Origin of the sequence: Clostridium sp. L2-50, assembly GCF_000154245.1 — a bacterium.
Taxonomy (GTDB): domain Bacteria; phylum Bacillota; class Clostridia; order Lachnospirales; family Lachnospiraceae; genus Coprococcus.
In genome coordinates this window covers 44,897-64,855 of the sequence record NZ_DS480324.1, presented here as the reverse complement: position 1 = coordinate 64,855, position 19,959 = coordinate 44,897, and the positions used below count along the sequence as shown (strand labels likewise).

Below are 19,959 nucleotides of genomic sequence, written 5' to 3'. Positions count from 1 at the left end.
CCCGGGGGGGCAGATACTTAGTTCTGCCAGTTGATGTTCTCCCCCTGCAGCAATGGATATCTGGCAAGTTCTGTGCCGTCCTGCCCATATATCTGAATTCAAACGGATAATTTCTCGGAGTCACGGTGATCTCATCGCCGTACGAGAATTCATAATCCAGCGTTCTTCCAAAATAGAAATTCTTTGTCTTATATGTCGCCGCTGTACACATATTTTGTCTTCTTTCCAATCTCCTCAGATAATTTATATCATCAGTTCAAAGCCATAACAGCTCTTTTCAAATCCATAGTGTTCGTAGAAGCCATGTGCCCCTGTCCGCGGAAGACCGGAATCAAGGGTGACAGCCTTGCACCCCCTCTGCTTTGCAAGCTTCTTTGCATGATCCAGGAGTGCCACACCATAGCCATTTCCGCGGTCCTCCTCTCTTGTTATAAGGCTTGACACATAGCATGTGAGTCCCGACATCCAGAATGTATTGAAATAGTCTCCATGGCACATGCCCCTGCAAACGCCTTCATCCCATAATAAAAATGCAAAGCTGCGTTCGTCATTTATGACGTCCATATATACTTTGCGTATTTCTTCCCTGTCATATGTATTATATGTCCATAATTTCTCTATAAAATCAAATACAATATCAAAATCCTCTGCTGCCGCTTTTCTGATCTCCATAATTATATTCTCCTTTCACGCTGAGTTTCAGACCACTTAAACTGACTTTGCACCATCAACTAAATTACAACCAATGCTTACATTATAAAATATCAAAGTGATTATTAACAGACCGCCACCCATAAATTTATTATAAAATATCCCAGAAAATACTTGGGCAATACTTACATGACTTTTTGTCACATTTTCCTAATTTATTTAGTATAATGTAAATGTTTCGGGCTGACTTTGGTCACATTTATGACGCACAGCATATATCAAATAATATCGGGTGCTTTGCATTTGCCGGCACCTAAAATATGGAGAGAATCTTGACAGTGTTTCCACATCGTCCATATTTATCTCACCATTATTTACAAAGTCAGCCGACATAACCTCCTTGCCCTTACCATCGTAAAGTACAAGTGTCTTGGTCATTTCCTTCTGCTCCTCAAGTACCTGTTCGGAAGCCATCTTCAGTAATGCTGCCACCTGATCTATGCTTTTCACTTCACAGAATGCAGTATGCGTGATGGAACCATCTGCCCTCGTTACCTTTTTCATATCCACCGGAATATGACTTTTCTTACAGGCTTTCTCTAAAAGCTCCGCTGTTCTCTCATCATTCACATCAATATGCGTGACATCTTTGCCCTCTCTATTGAATCCCTTTAATGAGCCATGCGTTTCCTTATAATTCGACATTACCTTATCGACAACCTTGCCGAGCAATGTCTCCTTCTGTTCCTCGCTCATACCAGGATTCTGCTGTTCAGACCGCTTGCACGCATCTACAATGGCAGTAATCAGATCTACGCTGACAGTCACAATCGCCTTTCCTGTCTGGAACGACTCCTGCGTCAATTCATCGACCATTGTTCTGTCCTCCTGTTATATATTTTCCTGCTGCTTCTGTCTGTGGGTGCTCTCACCCATAAGATACACATTTTACTGCACATCTCGTGTTCCTCCTTGATTTCCTCTATCTGAACTTCTGGACAAAATGTCCTAAAGTTACATTCATATCCATTGCCCAACGGGCACAAAAAAAGAGCATCTATGTTTCAATCACATAAATGCTCTAACGCTGTTGTTTATAATAATATGTAATATCGGTTGAAACTGCATTACTACTAGCTAGTATACCATAAACATACTGTTTTAGTAAGAAATGTCCTATTTCATCCATGTATGCATATTGTCAAGTGTATGTGTCATATTTTATATTCAAAATAAAAAAAGCTGCTACTCTCTAAAAAATAACAGCCTTTCTTACTATATCAGCCTTTTGGAATTTGACCATCGACATACAGAATGTGATTAACTAACCGCTATGTGAGATATTTTAAAGTTCCCATAATCTGTTCATCTTGATCTTCTACCTCATCATTGTGTTGTTCTGTAACCTTAATATGTATAAATGCTTTTAGCATTTCCATAATCCATGCAGGTTACAATATGCATATACTTCTTCTACCTGTTCACCATCGCAAAGACAAAAATCTGCTGCCGGCTCCTGCCCTGGATTTAACTGTTTTCTATATATTCCCTGGTTTGTATTTAATGTAATCCACTCAATGAAATGCTCTTCAAGCATTGGATGTTTTGTCTCTCCGACCACGACATGAACATGACTGCCTTCTATCGTATATACAGGTACATGCTTCTCGACAGCAGCATCTGTCACTCCGGCTTTTAATTCCTGCATAGGTTCTCCGCAACAAATTACAGGTACACCCTTATCCTTTACCTTTTCAACAATGTTTCCACAATGCTTACAAATATAATACCTTACTTCCATGACTTTTTCTCCTTCCATGTGTAAAATTTATAATTCAATTGTCTCCATAATCTTTTTCAATGAATCTGCAGATTCCTTAAGCTTTAACGCTTCCTCGCCACTTAAATTAATAGGTATATCAGACTCAATACCATCTGCACCTACAATAGCTGGCATACTTAACGATACTCCGTCAATGTCATATACTCCATGAATCATGTGTGATACAGGAAGTATTGATTTTTCATCTCTCATAATCACTTCGCAGATTCTTTTTACAGACATTGCAATTCCATAATATGTAGCGTGCTTTTTGTTTATAATCTCATAAGCACTGTTCTTGACTTCTGTAGCTATTTCTGCCGTGTTTTCCTTGTGCTTGTAATGTCCACGCATTTCACACATTTCACTTAATGGAACACCAGATACATTGGCTGATGACCATGCTACAACTTCGCTGTCTCCATGCTCACCTATTATAAATGCATGAACACTCCTGCTGTCCACAGATAAATGCTCACCAAGCTTATATCTTAATCTGGCACTATCTAACACAGTACCCGATCCAATAACCCTGTTTTCTGGAAGTCCTGATAACTTTATGGCTACCTGAGTCAGGATATCTACCGGATTCGCAACTACAAGCATGATACCTGCAAAATTTCTCTTTGCTATTTCAGGAATGATTGACTTAAATATTGCTACATTTTTATTTACGAGATCAAGCCTTGTCTCTCCCGGTTTCTGTCCCGCTCCGGCAGATATGACAACAATTGCAGCATCAGCCACATCATCATAATCTCCGGCATATATTTTCATCGGACTCGCAAATGGAATACCATGACTGATATCCATCGCTTCTCCTTCTGCCTTGTTCTTATCTGCATCGATAAGGACAATCTCTGTAAACAAGCCACTCTGCATCAGAGCAAATACCGATGCAGAACCAACAAAGCCACAGCCTATCATTACTGCTTTTTTTGAATTAATCACTTTCTTCTTCGTAATAATCTCATCTCCTTAATAATTCTCTTCATGTACTTCAAAATAGCTCTGTGGATGATTACATACCGGACATACTTCAGGTGCCTTAGTTCCTACCACAATATGTCCGCAGTTACGGCATTCCCATACCTTAACTTCGCTCTTTTCAAATACTTGTGCAGTTTCAATATTCTTAAGAAGTGCACGATATCTTTCCTCATGGTGCTTCTCAATCTCACCTACTGCCCTGAATTTTGCTGCAAGCTCAGGGAATCCTTCTTCCTCAGCTGTTTTAGCAAAGCCATTATACATATCTGTCCACTCATAATTTTCGCCTTCTGCCGCTGCCGCCAGGTTTTCCTTTGTATCACCAATTCCTGCTAATTCCTTGAACCACATCTTTGCATGTTCTTTCTCATTATCTGCAGTCTTTAAAAACAATGCTGACATCTGCTCGTAACCTTCCTTTTTCGCTACAGATGCAAAATAGGTATACTTATTTCTTGCCTGTGATTCCCCTGCAAATGCCTCCTGTAAATTCTTCTCTGTCTGTGTTCCTGCATATTTGTTTTCTGCCATCTCTTTTACCTCCGTTTTCTTTACTACTTTTTCAAAATCTGATGCCGGGTGCTTGCACAAAGGACATATAAAGTCATCCGGTAATTCCTCGCCTACATATTCATATCCGCAAATTCTGCAACGCCATATTGTCTGACCATCCTCTGTTTTTCCAACCTCCTGTGGCTTAGGCTTAATATTATTCTGATAATAATCATATGTTACTGAAGGAACATTGCTTAAAACTTCCATATCGGTTATCTCACCAATAAACATCGTATGTGAACCCAAGTCCTCTGTTTTAGTAACTGTCACAGAAATGTATGCATTTGTACCTTCTGTAATATAATAAATACCATTCGTGCCTCTGGCACACTGCTCAAATGTTTCAAACTTATTGGTATCTCTTCCTGATTGGAAGCCAAAATGTTTGAACAATTCAAATTGTGCCTTCTGACTTAAGACTGATACAGTAAATTTTCCGGTTCTTTGAATCATATCATGCGTATAATTTGACTTATTTACACAGATACTTAGCTGGTTTGGTTCCGAAGCTGCCTGAATGGCTGTATTAATGATGCATCCGTTATCTTTTTCTGCTTCTTTAGCGGTCAATATAAACAGTCCATAACTCAACTTATACATTGCTTTCCTATCCATGCTGTTCCTCCTTTACCTTCTCCCTGCATTTCGGGCAAATGCCTTTAAATGAAATATCGTAATCCACAAATTCAATTCCATGAGTGTTATGAATTCTTTCCAGCAAATCCGGTATTTGATCCATATCCACATCAAAAATTTCACCGCACTTTATACATCTTACATGGTAATGATTTTTCAATGTAAAATCAAATCGGTTCGGTCCATTCAGAACTTCAACCTTTCTTAATGCACCTTCCTCTACCAATATATCAAGATTTCTATATACAGTTCCTTTTCCAATTGATGGATATGCTTCTTTTATAAATTCATACACTTCATTTGCCGTAACGTGTCTTCTCATTTCGTATACGGTATTTCTTACGAGATCTTTTTGAATGGTATTTCTCCTTCTTGTCATTCATTCTCCTTATTGGGAATAATTCTTAATAAGGATTATATGCCACTATCATCCTGTTGTCAATAAAAATAGTAATAATTCTCATTATTATAAAAGCTGCCAAACTGAACATCTTTTACCTGAATAACTATTTTATTTTGCGTTCAAATACATATTCTGAATCTGAAGATAAATCAGACCTAAACGAGTATCCGAGTCTGTCAAATTTCTGAATCTCCACCAGATTTTCAATATTATTTTCCGCTATGAATCTGACCATTTCACCACGAGCCATCTTGGCATAGGTACCTTTTGTTACCAATTTATCTCCGGATAACTCACAAAATACAATCGTAATATATCTGTCCTGTGGTGTCAGATACTTTTCTATACATTTTGAGTATTCTTTTGATGCAAGATTAATGATAATCCTACTGTCATCGATTACTGAGCGGTATAACAATTCCCCCCAGTACTCATACAGATTTTTTGCATCTCCAATTCCAACCTTTGCCTGCATTTCAAGACGATAAGGAGTCACACCATCCATTGGTTTTAAAATGCCATAAAACGCAGACAAGATTCTTAAATGATTTTGCAAATACTCAAACTGCTGGATTTCAAACACAGATGGTGCCATATATTGAAATGCAATCCCTTCATATGCTAAAACAGCCGGAGTAAGCCCGTTATAAAGATTCATATTTTCCAATCTGTTAAAGTTCTGCTCTGCAATCTTGTCATTACATTTCCAGATAGCTTTCAGTTCTTCTTTTGATTTGCTTTTCATCCAGTTTAATACTTCTGCTGTCTTATCAATATAGACAGGCAGTCCAACCGGTGCTAAGTTATCGGTATCTACTATCATCTTTTTTGCAGGTGATAAAATAATCTTCATTATGCCAATTCCTTAAGCATATTTTCAGGATCATCTGCCGCCTTGACTTTATCATTTGCCTTTATAATGATTCCCTGCTCATCAATAAGATAAGTAGTTCTTACTACACCCATAGATACTTTTCCATAATTTTTCTTTTCTTTCCAGACATCATATGCTTCAATAACTTTACGATCCGGGTCTGCTAATAGCGTAAATGCCAGTCCGTATTTTTCTTCAAATCTCTTGTGAGACGCTACAGAGTCCTTGCTCACTCCGAGAATAACAGCTCCCTTCTCATTAAACTGTGGATAACGCTCAGAAAAGCCACATGCCTGCTTCGTACATCCTGGTGTATTATCCTTTGGATAAAAATATAGGATCACTTTTTTTCCTGCATAATCGCTTAATTTATGCATTTCTCCATTCTGATCCGGCAATTCAAAGTCCGGTGCTTTTTTTCCTACTTCTAACATATTTTATTCCTCCACTTCTTTCATTCCCATCTGTTTTCTTGTCCTCTTATTGCCAGAAATCATTTTATGACCAGAATAGACTGCCATAATCAAGCATATCAGAGAGCCAAATGCAAAGTATTTGTGTGCTGCTTTTAACCCTTTATATCCTGTATAAAAAGTTCCAACCATTGTAACTATTGCTCCGATTGACCAATATTTATGTGCTTTCATTTTATACCTCCAAATTGATTAAGCTGTTTCCAAAATAAATATCTCTGGATCATTAACAATATTGTACATTCCATCCATTACTTTCGACAAGTAGTGAAAGAAAAATAATCATTCCAAATACAAAAGGATGTATCACGATAATTCTGGCATTACCTTGACGCATCCTTTCGTGTTGTATTTTTTTCTTCTTAATGACAGCTATGGCTTCCGCATCCATGCTCACCACACGTATGTCCTTCCTCATGGTTGTGCTCATGGTGAGAACACTTCACATCCGAATTATAATCAAGCGTATCATTGATAAAAGCTTCTACTGCTTTATCCGCATCTCCTGAAACTCCGCCAAAAAGCTTAATACCCGCTGCCGCTAACGCAGTCTGAGCACCCCCTCCGATTCCGCCGCAGATCAAAACATCGGCATTTAATGCATTAAGAACTCCTGCCAATGCACCATGTCCGCTTCCATTCGTATCTACTACTTCTGAATGTAGCACTTTTCCTTCCTCTACATCGTAAATCTTAAATGTCTCTGTGTGTCCAAAGTGTTGGAAAATCTGTCCATTTTCATATGTTACTGCTATTCTCATGATACCTTCTCCTTTTTCTACTGCATATTTTTGATAAATCTCATGATTGTAACATCCTCCAAAGCTACAGTCGCTGCTCTGACCGTCACAGATTATGAAATCCCCACCCTCAATTTTAAGCGGATGTCCATCAATGAGAGCATCTGCTATTTTCTTTCTGGCAATCTCGTAAATCCGTTGGACCGTCGTTCTTGCGATCTGCATAGATTCCGCACACTGCTCCTGACTGTAACCTTTCTTGTCCAAAAGACGGATTGTCTCGTACTCATCTACCGTCAGAACAATGGGCATTTTTTTCTCAGTATCATCTGCCGGAAGGAATTCTAAAACATTTGGGAAATGGCAGACTTTTCTGCATTTTACTGGTCTCGGCATGAAATTGCTCCTTTCTCGCCTTTCTTATATAATAGTCCTATAAAGGGCATATGTCAATTATTCGATTGACGCATCTTAAAAAAGCAAGTATACTATGTTCATAAAGGAGATAACTATTATGAGCTTCGAAAATTATTTTCCACTATGGAATGACTTAAATACAGCACAGAAAAAACTAATTTCAGACAATTTGATCACACAGCATGTGAAAAAAGGAACAATCATTCACAACGGGAACATGGATTGTACCGGATTATTACTGGTTAAATCCGGGCAGCTTCGAACTTATATATTATCAGATGAAGGACGAGAGATTACACTCTACCGTCTGTTCGATATGGATATATGTCTTTTATCTGCCTCATGTATCATACGATCCATTCAATTTGAAGTAACCATTGAGGCAGAAAAAGATACTGATCTTTGGATCATCCCTGCTGAAATCTATAAGGGCATCATGAATGAATCTGCTCCTGTCGCAAACTATACCAATGAGTTAATGGCTACTCGTTTTTCTGATGTCATGTGGCTGATTGAACAAATCATGTGGAAGAGTTTGGATAAGCGTGTTGCTTCATTTCTTTTAGAAGAGACCTCTATCGAAGAAACAAATGAATTGAAAATCACTCACGAAACTATCGCCAACCATCTTGGTTCCCACAGGGAAGTTATCACTCGAATGCTTCGATACTTTCAAGGCGAGGGTCTCGTCAAACTCTCCCGGGGCAAAATCACAATCCTTGATCCAAAAAGACTGGAAACACTCCAAAGGTCATAAAACTGTTTTTCTGTAACATATAAAGAAGAATCCTCCATTTATCAGAATTATGAAAGTCATTCTAATAAATGGGGGATCTTTTTATGCTATAAGAAAATTATAAAAATATCGTGATTATTTTTTAATAATCCATACCACATGCATATGCCCTTTCAATCAGCGCACGGTCATTGACCACTGCATCATAGAATCGGAATCCGCCAGAGAAATTATACGTTTCATAACCGTTTCCTTCCAGAATACGGCTCGCAATATAACTGCGCAGACCACTCTGGCATATCAGATACACAGGCTTTCCTTTCTCAATTTCACTAATTCGTTCTCTCAGTTCATCTACAGGTATGTTTTTGAATCCATCTATATGCCCCCTGCTGAATTCACCTACAGTTCTCACATCTAGCAACTCCACATCTTTATCTTTAGAAATCTTGTCCATATCTTCCAAATGCCATTGCTTTAATGTCCCTTTTGCAATATTGTCTATCATAAATCCAGCCATGTTTACCGGATCCTTAGCAGAAGAATAAGGTGGTGCATATGCCAGATCCAGATCTTTCAACTGGGTTGCATTCAGCCCCGCATGAATTGCTGTTGCCAGCACATCAATACGTTTATCAACTCCTTCATATCCAATAATCTGAGCGCCAAGCAAACGATAGCTTTCTTTTTCAAAAACCACCTTCATGGTCATCACTTTTCCACCAGGATAGTAACCGGCATGACTCATAGGAGAAAGAATTACTGTATCTACCTCTAATCCTGACTTTTTGGCATTGGTTTCATTGATACCTGTAGTGGCTGCTATCATATCAAACACTTTTATAACGGAGCTTCCCTGACTGCCCAGGTAACGACTATCACCGCCACAAATATTATCAGCGATGATTCTGCCCTGTTTATTGGCCGGTCCTGCCAAAGAAATCAGCGCATCATTACCCGTAACATAATGTTTTACCTGAACTGCATCACCTGCAGCATAAATATCCGGTACAGAGGTTTCCATTCTGTCATTCACTACAATACTTTCCTTGATGCCAAGTTCCAGACCGGCTTCTTTTGCTAATACTGTGTCTGGTGTGACTCCGATTGCCAGAACTACCATATCAGCCTGAAGGGATGGATTATCTTTCAACAGAACCTCCACTCCGTTGTCATTTCCTTTAAATCCTTCTACTGTATAGCCCAGTATCAGTTTTATCCCATGCTTTCTCATTTCATTATGGATCATGGATGCCATATCCGGGTCAAAAGGGTTCATCAGCTGCTTAGGCCCCTGGACAATCGTAACATCCATGCCAAGCTCCCTCAAATTTTCTGCCAGTTCCAGACCAATAAAACCGCCACCTGCCAATACAGCCGATTTTGGATGATTCTTATTTATATATTCCTTTATCCGAAAAGTGTCTTCTACAGTACGAAGTGTAAAAAGTTTATCAATACCTACTCCGGGAAGTCTCGGCTGTGTAGGCTTTGCACCTGGAGATAGGATTAGCTTATCATAGTTTTCTTCAAATATTTCACCGTTTTCTAAATTCTTCACTGAAACAGTTTTACATTCGGGATGTATTGAGATAACTTCATGATGAATTTTCATGTTAATACGGAAGCGTTTAAAAAAACTCTCTGGTGTCTGTAGTGTAAGTGCTTCCGGATCTGTAATCACGTCTCCAATATAATATGGAAGCCCACAATTCGCATAGGATATGTATCCGGATCTTTCATACACAGTAATTTCTGCATGTTCATCCAGTCTGCGTATTCTTGCTGCGGCTGTAGCTCCTCCTGCTACACCTCCTACGATTATTACCTTCATCTTATTTTTCCACCTTTCCTGAGTAAGCTGCAATGCCACCGATATTATTTACTTTAGAATATCCCATTCGTTGCAACATCCCAGTTGCCTGACGGCTCCGGGAACCGGAATAACAGTATACAAACAGAGGGATATCCTTATTCTTCGCTACAGAAACAATATTGTCTAGTTGCTGCAACGGCACATTTTTACTTTCTGGTATATGTCCTTCCTGATATTCCTGCGGAGTACGGACATCCAGCAGAACTGCACCAGCAGTCCTTTTATATCCTTCTATGCCTTGATTAATATTCGACTGTTTAAAGAAATTAAAAAATCCCATTAGCACACCTCTCTAAAGCATTTCTAAAATCGCATTCTTAGATCTCGCCCCTGAAACCTGCTGTACAATCTTCCCATTCTTCATAACCACTAAAGTCGGAATGCTCATAATACTGAACTTATTTGCCAGTTCAGGCTCTTCATCTACATTAATCTTTCCAACTTTAATATCCCTACGCTCACCTGCAATCTCCTCTACAATAGGTACTACCATACGGCAAGGCGCACACCAAGATGCCCAAAAATCTAAAAGAACGGTTTTATCGGAATTCAGTACTTCGTTCTCAAAATTATTTTTATTGATATTAATAGCAGACATTTTACAGTCCTCCTTATCTTTTTCTTTTTGTAGCTTTATTATAGTCTTAATTTCATTTGTTTTCCGTGATTACATCACCATACAACATTAAATTAACTTCTTGCCATACCATCTACACTTAATATAACACCTGTAATGTAACTCGCCTCATCTGAAGCAAGAAACACAAACGCATTGGCAATATCTTCTGGCTGTCCAAGACGACGCAATGGAATTCTTTCAATCATAGGTTCGATAACTTCCTTTGGCACAGCTTTCATCATATCAGTTTCTGTAATCCCAGGTGCAACAGCATTAACACGAATACCTTTGCTGGGATAAGGTCCTTAAGTTTTGGTACAAGAAGCGCACCAATCAGCATAACACCGGCACCCGCCATAAACTGTTTCATACCAAAATAGGTGTAAAACTCTGCTCGATGGCGGGCGGCGGCGTGTCAAGAAATTTATGGAATTTTTTTAGAACCGCCCCGGCGGGAACAGGTCAGGCCGTGACCTGTTCCACCTCCGGGATGGGTTTGAGATTAAAATGAATTTCAATAGAAATGTGTCGTGTCTTATCGCTGTCGATGTGTTCATGGACAACGATTTCTTTAATCAGACGGTTGAGGGTGGCAGCGTCCAGCTCCGTGATGTCGGCGTATTCCTGAATGGCGTCCACCCATTGCTTGGCGTCCACGGCAAGGCGGATTTCATCAGCCAGCTTCCTGCGCCCCTGTTCAACCCGTTCCTTTAGTTCAGCCTGTTCCTTCTGCGTCTTATCCAGCATGAGATTGAAGTTTGCTTCGCTGATACGTCCGGCAACCATGTCCTCATAGAGCCGCAGCACCATTTTTTCCAGTACCTCAATCCGTTCCTCGTGCTTCGTCAGGGAACGCTCCAACGCTTCCCGCTGGCCTTTCTGCTCGGCTTCACAGGTGTTGGTAAGCCGTCCGGCAACAGCTTCCCCGTCCATCAGGGCGGCCTTCGCACATTCCCGGATTTTGTTCAGCACAAGGCGGTAAAGGGTTTCGTACTCCACACGGTGCTGGGTACAGTGCTGTTTCCCATAGGCATTATAGGTCTTACAGGAATAAATCTGCTTCGGGTGCTTGTCGTTGGTGTAGCGGATAGTCAGTGATTTCCCACACTCGCCACATTTGAGAAGCCCCGCAAACAGGCTGATTTCCCCGGTCTGGCGGGAACGCTGCCGGGATTTCAGCTTGTCCTGCACGATGTCAAAGCTCTTGCGGTCAACAATCGGCTCATGCCGTTCCTCCACCACAATCCAGTCCTGCGGCTTTTTTTCCCCGATGGTGCCGATTTTGAAGCGGTAGTCCTTCTTCTGGGAAGCGATAGCCCCGGTATAGACGGGATTCATCAGGATGTCCTTGATTACCGAAAAATCCCACATATACCGCCCGTTTACCGGGTCTTTCTTTTCCCATTTAGTGCGGACATTGCGGAAGCCCCGTTCCCGGTTCCACCATGTAGGGCAAGGCACCTTCTGTTCTTCCAGCCTGCGCCGGATAAAGTTCGGGCCGTGTCCTTCCAGCGCCCAGCGGAAGATTTGCCGGACAATGGGGGCGGTTTCCTCGTCCACCAGCAGATGGTTTTTGTCCTCCGGGTCTTTCTGATACCCGAAAGGGGCGATACAGCCGGTAAACTGGCCTTGCTGGGCTTTCAGAAGGTAAGAGGAATGTACCTTCTTGGAAATATCCTTGCTGTACATCTCGTTGAGGATGTTCTTGAACGGCGCAATGTCGTTATTCTCCCGCATGGTGTCGATACCGTCATTCATGGCGATATAGCGGACGCCGTGGCGGGGAAAGAAGTCCTCAATGAGTGTGCCGGTCTGCAAATAATTTCTGCCCAACCTCGATAAATCTTTCGTTATGACAAGGTTTATCTGCCTGCGCTCGATGGCTTTGAGCATCCGTTTCAGGTCGGGGCGCTCCATGTTCAGCCCCGTGTAGCCATCGTCCTGATAGACTGCCACAACCTCCCATCCCTGCTTTTCGCAGTATTTTTCCAGCATATCCCGCTGGTTGGCAATACTGGCGCTCTCCCCGTCAAGGTCATCGTCTTTGGAAAGCCTGCAATAGATGGCTGCCCGGAAGCTGCCTGCCAGTATTGCGTCCATGTCTGTATATTCATATCCGTTCATCATAACCGTTTACCCGCACAATCCAGACGGAACACGGTTCTTCTGAACCTCATCCTTATTATACTCTAAATCTTGTGTTTTCGCAAGATTTTCTTTGCTGGTATTCTGCCCATATTTTTGGGCAATCAGGCTCACAAAGACGTCTGTGGCGTCCAGTTCGCCGTCAAAAACTGTGGTAACATGAATCTCTGTTTTCGTTTTTGCCATAGGCAGTTATCCTCCATAATAGAATAAGCCAGACAAGGAGAAGGTCGGCAACGAAGTCCGGCAACGGGCTTCAAAAAACCTGAAAACTATCTCTGTCTGGCAGTTTGGCTCTTATTTTTATTTTCTTTTATTTTTCTGTTGTTTTGGTTGCTGATAAGGGGAAAAGCCCGCAGTTACGGGGGGTTTCCCGGCAACCGGCTCGGCAACGGGAGTGCAACAGGGTCGGCAACCGGCTGCATTTTTCAGAAGGGAAGCTCCATCTGTTCCGTGACTTCCTCAAATCCTTCCGGGATTTTTTCAGCTCCGTTGCTGATGTCCGTTGCTTTCGTTTCACGCTCCCAGCCCTTTTGCCTGCCGTATTCCGGGAACACACGGGGGTTGGAAAAGTAATTCCAGCCCGTCACGCAATGGTTCATGATGTCGTTGACTTCCCGGATTTCCCATTGCTTCGGCTCGTCAAAGGGGTGGTTCAGGGCTTCCTTGAAAAGCTGCTTGGAACACACCATGCCGCCGGTATAGCGGTCAAGGTATGCCTGTATCATCCCGGCCTTGGTGTCCTCCGGCATGAAATCCCGCTGGTGTTCTTTGAGATAGCGCACCATTTCCGGGCTGAAAGACAGCTTAAAATCCCCGCTGCGGTAAACCGTCATGGCTTCTGCCCAGACCTGTGCAAGATAGGCTCTGGAAGCGGCTTCGTCCTCCAAAATGTGAACCTCGGCCTGTTCCGGGTACACCATGACCGGCAGGAAGCGCCGGTTGCCGGAACGGTCAAGGGGCAGGAAGTCAAGGGCATTGGAAGTGCCGCCGAACACACATTGCCGCAGCCTGTCCTCCGGGTGGGTTTCGTATGGGATTTTATAGACCTCCTTCTGTCGGCTTAAAAATGACTTGATTTCCTCAATGCTCTTGGCATTGGCGGTGGCAATCATCTCCGACATCTCGATAATCCAGTGGCCTTGCAGCTTGCGGTACACGTTATCATCATCCAGCTTCCGCAAATCATCGGAAAACCACTCGTCTTTTACTGCCAGCAGCCGGAAAAAGGTGGATTTCCCGGCTCCCTGACCGCCCACCAGACAGAGCATGACTTCAAATTTACAGCCGGGGCAAAATGCCCGGTGGATGGCTCCCAGCAGGAACAGCCGCAGGGCTTCATAGGTGTACTGGTCGGTGTCGGCTCCCAGAAAGTGGCGCAGGCAATAGCGGATACGCTCCTGCCCATCCCATGAAAGGCCGTTCAGGTAGTCCCGGACGGGGTGGTAGCCGTTTTCATTGGCAACAATCCCGATGGCGGCGGTAATCTTTTTCTCACTGGTAAGCCCATAGGTTTCTTCCAGATACAGGAGCAGATAGTTCATATCCGTGTCCGTGATGGCGGTGCCGATGCGGTGGTAGCCGATGGGCTTTACAATGTCCACTCGCTCGGTCAGCAGATTTTTTGCGATTGCCCCGGAAAGCAGCGGGTCATTCTGAAAGACGGTCAGGCAGTTGCGGATACTGTTGCGGACGCTGCCTTTCTCGGTGCTTTCCAGCATGGCCTTTACTTCCTCAATGCTCCGGGGCGGGGCTGCTTCTTGTATGGTCTGTTCTGCGGCCTGCCGTATCTTGGGCGGCAAGCTCTGCCATTCGTCTTTCAAGATTGCTCACTTCCTTTCCATAGTCAACGATAAGGACTGCCCGTTCCTCCATATCCGGGGAGAGCAGCACATCCAGCAGATATTCCACATGGGATTGCTTCTGCAAGGCTTCCACAAAAAGCGGGTGCCATGCTTCTTCCGGCATCTTAGGGGCATAGTCCCGTTTCCAGCGGCGCAGAAGATGGTAATAATCGGACAGCACCCGGAAGCAGTAACGCTCCATGCGGCAAAACCGCTGTTCCGGGGTTTCCTGCCGGGGTTTGGGTTTTCTCCTGCCGGGTGGTTCCCTGTCCTCATAGGGGATGGAGAACTCCTGCGCCAGCATGAGGGCGGCTTCCTTCGGACTGACAGCTTCCAGACGGGAAACAAAGTCAATCACATCCCCGTCTGCCTGACAGCCGAAACAGTGAAAGCGCCGGTCAACCTTCATGCTGGGGTTTTTATCAGCATGGAAGGGGCAGACACACATCCCGTTTCGTCCCACCCGGATTCCAAAATGCTCCGCAGCCTGCCGGGTGGTAACAGACTGCTTGACAGCTTTAAATACATTCAAATAAATCCTCCTGAAAATAAGAAAAGCGCCTGTCATTCTCGAAAAAGAAAATAGCAAGCGCCTATTAAAGTTCCATATCCTGTTTTTTCTCTGTGCGGGGCTGCTTCCGTTTCTCGGCCTGTTCTTCCCGGATACGCTGCGTCCGGCCTTTGACTGCCTGCTGGATGGACGGTTTCTTTCCCGGCTCGGCGGTCTGGCGGTACTGTTCAGACGGAAGAACCTGATTGAGCCAGTGACGCACATCCCGGAGAATCTTCACATCCTCCTGTAATGCGGACAACCGTTCCTTATATCCGGCAACTTCTCCGGCAAGCTGTGTCTGTTCCTCATTCAGCTTTTTAATGCTGTACTTCTTCTCCTTCAAATGCACCTTGAAATAACGGATAGCGGCATTATAGGCGTCCAGCTCGTCCCGATGGGCGGCGGCAAACTGTTCCCGTGGCTTCTTAAACCGGATGGCAGCATACTCCACATGAACCGGCTTATGGGCTTCAAAGTTGGCGATATGGGAAAGCAGGGTGTTGATTTCTTTCATACGCTGTTCTTTCGGCTTCATCTCTGCCCGGATGGAAACGGCCTGCCCGCTGACGGTATCCAGATAAGCGTCCAAACTCTGCACAGTGGACAGCTCCTTTTCCCGCAGATAGCGGATAGCTTCCATAACCTTGTTGAAATCGGCAACGCTGCCTGTAAGCTGGCCTTTGCTTGTCCAGCCTGTACGTTCCTCCCGGCGCAAATCCAGATATTTCCCCAGCAGCTCCGGCAGGGTGGGTTCCTTCGATTCCTGCAAGGCTTCCAGCAGGGCGGCTTTTTTCTCCTTCAGGTCTGCAATCCAGCCTTTCAGGTGGCGTACCATCTGCCGGATAGATTGCATAAGGGAATTGGCGGCTTTGATGTCCCGGTTCAAGTTGCCGATGTTGGTCTGTATCCCTCGTTTCTCCATCTGGCTGACTGCTGGCCCCATATGGACGGTGGGGATTTTATCAAGCCCCTGCCGTTCATAGGAACGAAGGTCAAGGCGCTCCGGGCGTCCGTTGGCTTCCAGATAGCGGTTAGCGGTAGCCGCCCAGCCCTGCCGCCAGATCTCTCCGTACTTCTGGTCGTTCCAGTCCACGGTATCCTCCTTGTGGCTTTTCCAGCTCCCGGACGGGAGCCGGATACGCTCGCCGTTCTCGTCAAGGTCATAAACCTTCCGGCTCTTGGGAAGCCATTTCCCGTTTTCGTCCATTGCCCGCATGGTCAGCAGGATGTGGGCGTGGGGATTCCCATTCCCTTTGTCGTGGATGGCAAAATCGGCAATCATGCCTTTAGAAACAAAAAACTCCCGGCAGTAGTCCCGGATAAGGTCGGCGTGCTGTTCCGGGGGGATTTCCCTCGGTATGGCAAGCACGATTCTCCGGGCAAGCTGGGAGTTCCATTGCTTCTCGATAGCTTCGGCGGCGTTCCACAAAGTATTGCGGTCTGCATACGCTGGTGGGGCGTGGGGCGGCAGCATGATTTCTGTATGGACAATCTCGCTTTTATGGGAATAGTATTTCTGCTTCTGGTCGTACTCGGAAAACAGCCGTTCCCCACTCTGGTAGGCGGCAGACGCAACGGCTGACTGGTGGTTGCTGCGCTGGATTATTTTTATATCATGGTGTGGACAGGGCATAGCGTTCCTCCTTCCTGTGGTTGATTTTGGGCAAAAGAAAAGCAGGAAACCGTTTCTGATTTCCTGCTTAGTGGTGTCGCTGGTAGGCGATTAGTATTCAGTTTTGAAGGTTCGGGTCAGGTTGGCTCGATGATGGAAAGCTGTCTAATAGCTTAAAAGTTTTTGTTCGCAAATTTACTTGTAATTCCAGTTTCTGTTTTATAAAATCCAAAAATCAGAAAAATAATTCCAACAACTACTCCTGCAAATACGGTAGTCTGTGTAGAAATATTAAGAAGAAGTAAGGATATACACAAAACGATTTCTACCAAACCTAATGTTTTGCCAATACCAATAAAAATATTAGGTGCTATGCTTTGTGCATAATCCCAATGCTCTTGTGACTTCCGAGATGTAGGCGTATTGTATCCGTTACCGGATGTCATATCTTTTACCGGGTGCTTCTTTAAGATATATCCTACAAAAACCATAACAAAGGGTATGATGAAATTCAAAGCAATCAATCCATACATAAAACCATCTCCTTAGATAGTGTTCGTCATTAGCTTTATTATACTACGGGCAGTCCTGTTTTGGAATAGATAAATTGTAAACTTGCTGGACGGGAACAGCTTGCAGCGCAAGGTGTTCCCGGGCGGCAAGTCCACAAAGGGGTAGCTGGCGCAGCCAGCGCAGGGGAAGTGTAGCGTCCCCTGTGATGATTGGAAGCAGCCGCAACGGTGCTGAAAATCATCCGCTTTCCGCAGGAAGCCCCCGGCAGGGCGCAACGCACCGGCTTGACCGGTGTATAGTTGCGCCCTTACTCCGTAAGGGATTCCCCGGCTACCCGCCCTTTCACGCTTTCTGCAACTATTTCCTTCATGCCACTTTGAGAAAATGCCTGTTTCAGAATGTCCATCACATCCTCGTCTGTCAGCACTTCCGGCCTTAAAAGGAAACTTTCCAGCATAGCTCCTCTGGTACAGAGCCGGTGCGTCCGTTCCTTCCGGGTAAGCTGCTTCACCTGGTGTTCCAGTATTTTTTCTTCATGCTGCGCCCGCCGCAGTCTGGCTTCGCCTTTGGCAATCTCCTGATTCAGCTTTTCCAGCTTCTCATTTATCATGGCAGCCCTCCTTTGGGAAGCAGCGTGTAAATGCGGTTTGGTTCTCCCACACCCCGGCGCACCCGCAGGATAAGCCCGATGTCCTCCAATTCTTTCAGGGAACGCTTCACAGTGACGGGGCTGCGGGAGAGGGCTGCCGCTAATTCCATGATAGGAAAACGGACAAACAAAATGCCGTTGCTATCCTCTATCCCTGCCGTAAGGGTGGTGTTCAGCAGACGGGCATACATGACTTTTGCTGTGCTGCTGATCGGCAGCCGAAGCATTGCGGCGGGTAGCGGCATACAAGGCGGCAGAACCGTGTCTGCGCTCATAAATTCAAATTCCATTTAACTGATTTTCTCCTTTCGCTTGGCTCGTTTTGACAGGTAATGGGGGCAGTCTATCACGACAGCCCGGAAACTCTGCTTGCACTTATGCTGGCACTTCCGGCACAGGTCGTTGTAGGCCACACGCCCCCGGTCATTGAGGAAGAAGGAAAGCTCCAACTTCCGTTTCTTGCTCATTCTCGGCATAGTGCCTCCTATCATAGAAAATCCGCCCATTTCAGCCGTAACAACGGGAACAGGCGGATAAAGGTTTTTGGTGTCATGTTTCGGGGCGATTTTCAAGGAAAATACGGCCATAGAGCCGCTTTGAAATGCCCCATAGTATTACGGACGGGGCAGACTACACCCCGCCGATTTGTCGTGTTTGGGTAGCGTTTTGGTATCAGTTCTGCCGGGTTGTCCTGCTGTCGTTCCTGCCCCTGAATCTCACAGCGGCGTTTCGTTCCCGTTGGTACGCTCGCTGCGGTCAAGGTTCCTCCATTTCCTTGCCGCAGGTCGTTGCGCTACATCGCCGGGGAGCATATCCCATCAGGCCGGTCATTCGATTGGAAATAATCCATCGATGAACTGACTTAATCATAGCTCATTTTTGAACCCTTTCCCGTATGTCCATAAAATAGGAAAACCGCCCCAAAATCGAAAAATTCCACGATTTCGGAACGGTATATGGTATAATAAGGAATAACAGCGGCAGCCAGCCGCAGGAAGGAGCGATGTGTTTATGAAAACCCGCATTTCCGTACAGGAACGCCTGAAAGATTTACGGGTGGAACGGGGCTTGAATCTGGAAGAACTGGCACAGGAAACCGGCATTTCAAAATCAGCCCTCGGCAGTTATGAAAACGACAACGACGAATACAAGGAAATTAACCACGGCAGCCTGTTGAAGCTGGCAGACTTCTATCAGGTGTCGGTTGACTATCTGCTCGGCCTTACCAATAATCGGAGATATGAAAACACCCCGATAGAAGAATTACATTTGAGTGATGAAGTCGTGGAACTGCTGAAAAGTGAACGCTTCAATAACCGGCTGCTGTGTGAGATTATCTCCCATGAAAAATTTAAGGAATTGCTGGCAGACGCAGAAATCTATGTGGACGGGATAGCAACCATGCACTTCCATGACACAAACAGCTCACTGGCTGCTTTACGGGCTATGGTACTGGAAGAACACCCCGAAGCTGCGGCAGACCGGGCAATCAAAGTGTTGGAAGCCTGTCAGATAGAGGAAGAAGATTTTTTCTGCCATGTGACGCACAAAACATGGGACGTCATTCTCCATGATATACGCAAGGCGCACGAAAATGACAGCGAAAGTGCGCCGGATACCACGCCTGCCGATGAACTTATACGGGAAGTACAAAAGGCCATGCAATCTCCGGGGGACAGGGTTCAGCAATTCACGGAGATATTCTGCAAGGCGTTCCGGCTCAAATACAAGCGGCTCTCACAAGAGGAACGAAGCCTTTTGAAAAAGCTGTTCAAGAAATCCCCGCTGATAAAACAGTCTGGTATGAACTTCCGGCGCAGGCCGTGGAAATAAAAACAGCCGTTGTAGGAT

General features: G+C 44.5%; 24 protein-coding genes and 3 pseudogenes. 2 read left to right on the top strand and 25 right to left on the bottom strand.

Annotated elements, in window-relative coordinates:
* Positions 1-79: 79 nt before the first annotated feature.
* From CLOL250_RS13955 to CLOL250_RS09885, 12 genes and pseudogenes are all read right to left on the bottom strand, one after another.
* Positions 80-211 (bottom strand): annotated as a pseudogene (locus CLOL250_RS13955) (linear amide C-N hydrolase); the annotation flags it as partial.
* 32 nt (positions 212-243) lie between these two features.
* A complete protein-coding gene (locus CLOL250_RS09935; RefSeq protein WP_008402265.1) occupies positions 244-672 on the bottom strand; it encodes a GNAT family N-acetyltransferase in 429 nt (142 codons plus the stop codon).
* 198 nt (positions 673-870) lie between these two features.
* Complete coding sequence (locus CLOL250_RS09930; protein WP_008402263.1) at positions 871-1,527, bottom strand: hypothetical protein; 657 nt, start codon at positions 1,525-1,527, stop codon at positions 871-873.
* Between the two features lie 550 nt (positions 1,528-2,077).
* Positions 2,078-2,452, bottom strand: a complete 375-nt coding sequence (locus CLOL250_RS09920) for a desulfoferrodoxin family protein (protein WP_044945872.1) — start codon at positions 2,450-2,452, stop codon at positions 2,078-2,080.
* Between the two features lie 27 nt (positions 2,453-2,479).
* Positions 2,480-3,424: an L-lactate dehydrogenase gene (locus tag CLOL250_RS09915; RefSeq protein WP_008402259.1), complete on the bottom strand. Its 945-nt coding sequence runs from the start codon at positions 3,422-3,424 to the stop codon at positions 2,480-2,482.
* A gap of 27 nt (positions 3,425-3,451) precedes the next feature.
* Positions 3,452-4,123: a rubrerythrin gene (gene rbr, locus CLOL250_RS14415; RefSeq protein WP_446714953.1), complete on the bottom strand. Its 672-nt coding sequence runs from the start codon at positions 4,121-4,123 to the stop codon at positions 3,452-3,454.
* A gap of 57 nt (positions 4,124-4,180) precedes the next feature.
* A pseudogene (locus CLOL250_RS14410) lies at positions 4,181-4,618 on the bottom strand (flavin reductase family protein); the annotation flags it as partial.
* A 7-nt stretch (positions 4,619-4,625) separates the two neighbouring features.
* Positions 4,626-5,033 (bottom strand): Fur family transcriptional regulator, encoded by a 408-nt coding sequence (locus CLOL250_RS09905; protein ID WP_008402256.1) that lies wholly within the window; start codon positions 5,031-5,033, stop codon positions 4,626-4,628.
* A gap of 127 nt (positions 5,034-5,160) precedes the next feature.
* Complete coding sequence (gene yaaA / locus CLOL250_RS09900) at positions 5,161-5,910, bottom strand: peroxide stress protein YaaA (RefSeq protein WP_008402255.1); 750 nt, start codon at positions 5,908-5,910, stop codon at positions 5,161-5,163.
* Complete coding sequence (gene bcp / locus CLOL250_RS09895) at positions 5,910-6,365, bottom strand: thioredoxin-dependent thiol peroxidase (protein ID WP_008402253.1); 456 nt, start codon at positions 6,363-6,365, stop codon at positions 5,910-5,912. The genes yaaA and bcp overlap by 1 nt, the downstream gene beginning before the upstream one ends.
* A gap of 3 nt (positions 6,366-6,368) precedes the next feature.
* On the bottom strand, positions 6,369-6,578 hold the full coding sequence (locus CLOL250_RS09890) for a DUF6219 family protein (protein ID WP_008402252.1): 210 nt from the start codon (positions 6,576-6,578) through the stop codon (positions 6,369-6,371).
* Positions 6,579-6,766: 188 nt separating this feature from the next.
* Positions 6,767-7,540 (bottom strand): DUF134 domain-containing protein, encoded by a 774-nt coding sequence (locus tag CLOL250_RS09885; RefSeq protein ID WP_008402250.1) that lies wholly within the window; start codon positions 7,538-7,540, stop codon positions 6,767-6,769.
* 118 nt (positions 7,541-7,658) lie between these two features.
* Here CLOL250_RS09885 and CLOL250_RS09880 point away from each other — a divergent pair, with 118 nt between their 5' ends.
* Positions 7,659-8,318 carry a Crp/Fnr family transcriptional regulator gene (locus tag CLOL250_RS09880; RefSeq protein ID WP_226801021.1) on the top strand — a complete coding sequence of 220 codons (660 nt, stop codon included), beginning with the start codon at positions 7,659-7,661 and terminating at the stop codon, positions 8,316-8,318.
* Between the two features lie 121 nt (positions 8,319-8,439).
* Here CLOL250_RS09880 and CLOL250_RS09875 read toward each other — a convergent pair whose 3' ends face one another.
* From CLOL250_RS09875 to CLOL250_RS09815, 13 genes and pseudogenes are all read right to left on the bottom strand, one after another.
* The gene (locus CLOL250_RS09875; RefSeq protein ID WP_008402248.1) at positions 8,440-10,131 is read right to left on the bottom strand and encodes an FAD-dependent oxidoreductase; all 1,692 of its coding nucleotides are present in this window, start codon (positions 10,129-10,131) and stop codon (positions 8,440-8,442) included.
* A gap of 1 nt (position 10,132) precedes the next feature.
* Positions 10,133-10,453: a rhodanese-like domain-containing protein gene (locus CLOL250_RS09870; RefSeq protein WP_008402247.1), complete on the bottom strand. Its 321-nt coding sequence runs from the start codon at positions 10,451-10,453 to the stop codon at positions 10,133-10,135.
* Between the two features lie 12 nt (positions 10,454-10,465).
* On the bottom strand, positions 10,466-10,771 hold the full coding sequence (trxA, locus tag CLOL250_RS09865; RefSeq protein WP_008402246.1) for a thioredoxin: 306 nt from the start codon (positions 10,769-10,771) through the stop codon (positions 10,466-10,468).
* 92 nt (positions 10,772-10,863) lie between these two features.
* Positions 10,864-11,079: pseudogene (locus CLOL250_RS09860) on the bottom strand (SDR family oxidoreductase); the annotation flags it as partial.
* 175 nt (positions 11,080-11,254) lie between these two features.
* Positions 11,255-12,919, bottom strand: a complete 1,665-nt coding sequence (locus CLOL250_RS09855; RefSeq protein ID WP_007884068.1) for a recombinase family protein — start codon at positions 12,917-12,919, stop codon at positions 11,255-11,257.
* A 6-nt stretch (positions 12,920-12,925) separates the two neighbouring features.
* Positions 12,926-13,123 carry a hypothetical protein gene (locus CLOL250_RS09850; protein WP_006858666.1) on the bottom strand — a complete coding sequence of 66 codons (198 nt, stop codon included), beginning with the start codon at positions 13,121-13,123 and terminating at the stop codon, positions 12,926-12,928.
* 242 nt (positions 13,124-13,365) lie between these two features.
* Positions 13,366-14,658, bottom strand: coding sequence for a virulence-associated E family protein (locus tag CLOL250_RS09845; RefSeq protein ID WP_007884071.1), 1,293 nt, complete (start codon positions 14,656-14,658; stop codon positions 13,366-13,368).
* 13 nt (positions 14,659-14,671) lie between these two features.
* On the bottom strand, positions 14,672-15,313 hold the full coding sequence (locus CLOL250_RS09840) for a CHC2 zinc finger domain-containing protein (protein ID WP_014081132.1): 642 nt from the start codon (positions 15,311-15,313) through the stop codon (positions 14,672-14,674).
* 64 nt (positions 15,314-15,377) lie between these two features.
* Positions 15,378-16,967 carry a MobQ family relaxase gene (gene mobQ / locus CLOL250_RS09835; RefSeq protein WP_006859284.1) on the bottom strand — a complete coding sequence of 530 codons (1,590 nt, stop codon included), beginning with the start codon at positions 16,965-16,967 and terminating at the stop codon, positions 15,378-15,380.
* A 152-nt stretch (positions 16,968-17,119) separates the two neighbouring features.
* Complete coding sequence (locus CLOL250_RS09830; RefSeq protein ID WP_006859274.1) at positions 17,120-17,479, bottom strand: SdpI family protein; 360 nt, start codon at positions 17,477-17,479, stop codon at positions 17,120-17,122.
* A gap of 287 nt (positions 17,480-17,766) precedes the next feature.
* Entirely contained in the window at positions 17,767-18,069 is a 303-nt protein-coding gene (locus CLOL250_RS09825) for a DUF3847 domain-containing protein (RefSeq protein WP_006859273.1), read from the bottom strand.
* Positions 18,066-18,398 carry a hypothetical protein gene (locus CLOL250_RS09820; RefSeq protein WP_006859272.1) on the bottom strand — a complete coding sequence of 111 codons (333 nt, stop codon included), beginning with the start codon at positions 18,396-18,398 and terminating at the stop codon, positions 18,066-18,068. The genes CLOL250_RS09825 and CLOL250_RS09820 overlap by 4 nt, the downstream gene beginning before the upstream one ends.
* Positions 18,399-18,584 (bottom strand): hypothetical protein, encoded by a 186-nt coding sequence (locus tag CLOL250_RS09815; protein ID WP_033118356.1) that lies wholly within the window; start codon positions 18,582-18,584, stop codon positions 18,399-18,401.
* A gap of 535 nt (positions 18,585-19,119) precedes the next feature.
* On the opposite strand from CLOL250_RS09815, the gene CLOL250_RS09810 reads away from it, so the two are divergent.
* On the top strand, positions 19,120-19,941 hold the full coding sequence (locus CLOL250_RS09810) for a helix-turn-helix domain-containing protein (RefSeq protein ID WP_006859270.1): 822 nt from the start codon (positions 19,120-19,122) through the stop codon (positions 19,939-19,941).
* Positions 19,942-19,959 lie beyond the last annotated feature (18 nt).

Excerpts from the sequence above, each read along its gene's own strand:
- CLOL250_RS09855 (WP_007884068.1), bottom strand. The coding sequence starts at position 12,919 with ATGATGAACGGATATGAATATACAGACATGGACGCAATACTGGCAGGC.
- CLOL250_RS09870 (WP_008402247.1), bottom strand. The coding sequence starts at position 10,453 with ATGGGATTTTTTAATTTCTTTAAACAGTCGAATATTAATCAAGGCATA.
- CLOL250_RS09845 (WP_007884071.1), bottom strand. The coding sequence starts at position 14,658 with ATGCTGGAAAGCACCGAGAAAGGCAGCGTCCGCAACAGTATCCGCAAC.
- CLOL250_RS09930 (WP_008402263.1), bottom strand. The coding sequence starts at position 1,527 with ATGGTCGATGAATTGACGCAGGAGTCGTTCCAGACAGGAAAGGCGATT.
- bcp (WP_008402253.1), bottom strand. The coding sequence starts at position 6,365 with ATGTTAGAAGTAGGAAAAAAAGCACCGGACTTTGAATTGCCGGATCAG.
- CLOL250_RS09885 (WP_008402250.1), bottom strand. The coding sequence starts at position 7,540 with ATGCCGAGACCAGTAAAATGCAGAAAAGTCTGCCATTTCCCAAATGTT.
- trxA (WP_008402246.1), bottom strand. The coding sequence starts at position 10,771 with ATGTCTGCTATTAATATCAATAAAAATAATTTTGAGAACGAAGTACTG.
- CLOL250_RS09830 (WP_006859274.1), bottom strand. The coding sequence starts at position 17,479 with ATGTATGGATTGATTGCTTTGAATTTCATCATACCCTTTGTTATGGTT.
- CLOL250_RS09810 (WP_006859270.1), top strand. The coding sequence starts at position 19,120 with ATGAAAACCCGCATTTCCGTACAGGAACGCCTGAAAGATTTACGGGTG.
- yaaA (WP_008402255.1), bottom strand. The coding sequence starts at position 5,910 with ATGAAGATTATTTTATCACCTGCAAAAAAGATGATAGTAGATACCGAT.
- CLOL250_RS09850 (WP_006858666.1), bottom strand. The coding sequence starts at position 13,123 with ATGGCAAAAACGAAAACAGAGATTCATGTTACCACAGTTTTTGACGGC.
- CLOL250_RS09890 (WP_008402252.1), bottom strand. The coding sequence starts at position 6,578 with ATGAAAGCACATAAATATTGGTCAATCGGAGCAATAGTTACAATGGTT.
- CLOL250_RS09875 (WP_008402248.1), bottom strand. The coding sequence starts at position 10,131 with ATGAAGGTAATAATCGTAGGAGGTGTAGCAGGAGGAGCTACAGCCGCA.
- mobQ (WP_006859284.1), bottom strand. The coding sequence starts at position 16,967 with ATGCCCTGTCCACACCATGATATAAAAATAATCCAGCGCAGCAACCAC.
- CLOL250_RS09820 (WP_006859272.1), bottom strand. The coding sequence starts at position 18,398 with ATGGAATTTGAATTTATGAGCGCAGACACGGTTCTGCCGCCTTGTATG.
- CLOL250_RS09880 (WP_226801021.1), top strand. The coding sequence starts at position 7,659 with ATGAGCTTCGAAAATTATTTTCCACTATGGAATGACTTAAATACAGCA.
- CLOL250_RS09815 (WP_033118356.1), bottom strand. The coding sequence starts at position 18,584 with ATGCCGAGAATGAGCAAGAAACGGAAGTTGGAGCTTTCCTTCTTCCTC.
- CLOL250_RS09905 (WP_008402256.1), bottom strand. The coding sequence starts at position 5,033 with ATGACAAGAAGGAGAAATACCATTCAAAAAGATCTCGTAAGAAATACC.
- CLOL250_RS09920 (WP_044945872.1), bottom strand. The coding sequence starts at position 2,452 with ATGGAAGTAAGGTATTATATTTGTAAGCATTGTGGAAACATTGTTGAA.
- CLOL250_RS09935 (WP_008402265.1), bottom strand. The coding sequence starts at position 672 with ATGGAGATCAGAAAAGCGGCAGCAGAGGATTTTGATATTGTATTTGAT.
- CLOL250_RS09825 (WP_006859273.1), bottom strand. The coding sequence starts at position 18,069 with ATGATAAATGAGAAGCTGGAAAAGCTGAATCAGGAGATTGCCAAAGGC.